This is a genomic window from Phycisphaerae bacterium, assembly GCA_024102815.1.
In the GTDB taxonomy this organism is placed as follows: domain Bacteria; phylum Planctomycetota; class Phycisphaerae; order UBA1845; family UBA1845; genus JAGFJJ01.
Window position 1 is genome coordinate 1 of record JAGFJJ010000075.1, and the last position, 1,673, is coordinate 1,673.

Sequence of the window (1,673 nt, forward strand, 5' to 3'; positions counted from 1 at the left end):
CCAGCGGACGTTTGTTTTCATCCACGGCTTCGGCGGCAAGGCTGAGCAATGGCAGTACCAGATGCAGAAGTTCGCGGTGGAGAACCGCGTCATTGCCCTGGATATGCGCGGACACGGTCTCTCCGACAAGCCGGGTCGCGGGTACGACATGCCGCGCATCGTCGAGGACCTGGAGACGGCGCTGACGTTGTTGAAGGTCAAGGGGAAGGTCATCCTGGTGGGACATTCCTTCGGCGGGGCGGTGGTCACAGAATACGCGCTCAAAAATCCCGACCGTGTCGAAAGGCTGATCCTGATTGCGACGGCGGGGGAGTTCAAATTGAACCCGCTCTTCCGGTTGGGACTTGCCCTGCCGGGCTGGCTCCTGCGCCTGATCGGTCCGTTCACGCGCTCGTGGCTGCATGCGCCGCCGCACGCGCTCAAGAAGTTCTATAACGAAAATATGTCCCGCTGGCGGGGCTGGGACAAGTTCAAAGAGCTGGTCGTGCCGACGCTGGTCATCCGCGGGCACCGCGACCTGGTGTTCGAGAAGCCCGCCTTCGCGAAGGTGACAGAGTCCATTCCCGGGGCGGAAGAGGCCGATATCGGCGTATCCGGCCACATGGTCATGTTGGAGCGGCGGGAGGCAGTGGACAGGTCCATTGAGCGATTCCTCGAGGGCGAGGGTCAGCGCTCGTGGCGGGAGTCCGCCAGCAGTCCCCAAAAGCGGAAGGGCGGACGCGACACCCTGCGCCGGGAGCGTCCGTGGCTGGAACATTACGAGGCAGGCGTGCCGTACACGGTGGGCGTGCCGAACACCCCGCTGCATCACCTGCTGCGGTCGTCGGTAAGACGGTTCCCGCTGCGCCCGGCGATCTTTTTCGAGGGGAGCCGCCTGACCTATCGCAGGCTGAACCATGAGGCGAACCGCTTTGCAAATGCGCTGATCGCGCTGGGTGTGGGCAAGGGGGCGCGGGTGATGTTATTACTGCCGAACGTGCCGCAGATGGTGATCGGCTTCTTTGGGACGATGAAGGCGGGGGCGGCGGCGGTGTTCGTGCCGCCGGTCATCGAGCCGGAGGAGATCCTGCGGCAGGTGAAGGATTCGGAAGCAAGCGTGCTGGTGACGCTTTCGATGTGGGCGGGGCTGGCGAAGCAGATCCAGGAGGGGAGCGGCGTGCCGCACGTGGTGTTGACCGACCCGGCGGAGTATCTTTCCCTGCCGAAGTATTTGATCTCGCACTGGTACAACCGCGCTTATGGAATGCGGAACGCTGTCCGATGGAAGGATTTTCTGGGCGGCAACAGCACCAAGTCGCCGACCGTGGAAGTGGCGCCGGAAGACCTGGCGGTGATCCAGTACACGGGCGGGACGACTGCGCAGTCGAAGGGTGTGATGCTCTCGCACCGCAACCTGGTGGCGAACGCCGTGCAGACGCGTCACTGGCTGCCCGGGGCGGAGGAGGGCAGGGAGAGGTTCCTGTGCGTGGTGCCGATCTTCCACAGTTACGGGCTGACGACCGCCATGAACGTCCCTGTTTCGGTGGGCGCGGCGATGATCCTGAAAACGCAGTTCCAGACGCTGGATGTGCTGAAGACCATCAAACGCTACAAACCGACCATCTTCCCCGGCTCGCCGAACATGTATGTGGCGATCAATAATTTCCGCGGCGTGCGGAAGTATGGCGTCGGCT

1 protein-coding gene is annotated in these 1,673 nt (G+C 63.2%); it reads left to right on the forward strand.

Features of this window, described 5'->3' with window-relative positions; translation table 11 throughout:
- Nucleotides 1–1,673 (forward strand): alpha/beta fold hydrolase (locus tag J5J06_18645; protein ID MCO6439116.1); only part of this gene is annotated, 1,673 nt, incomplete at both ends.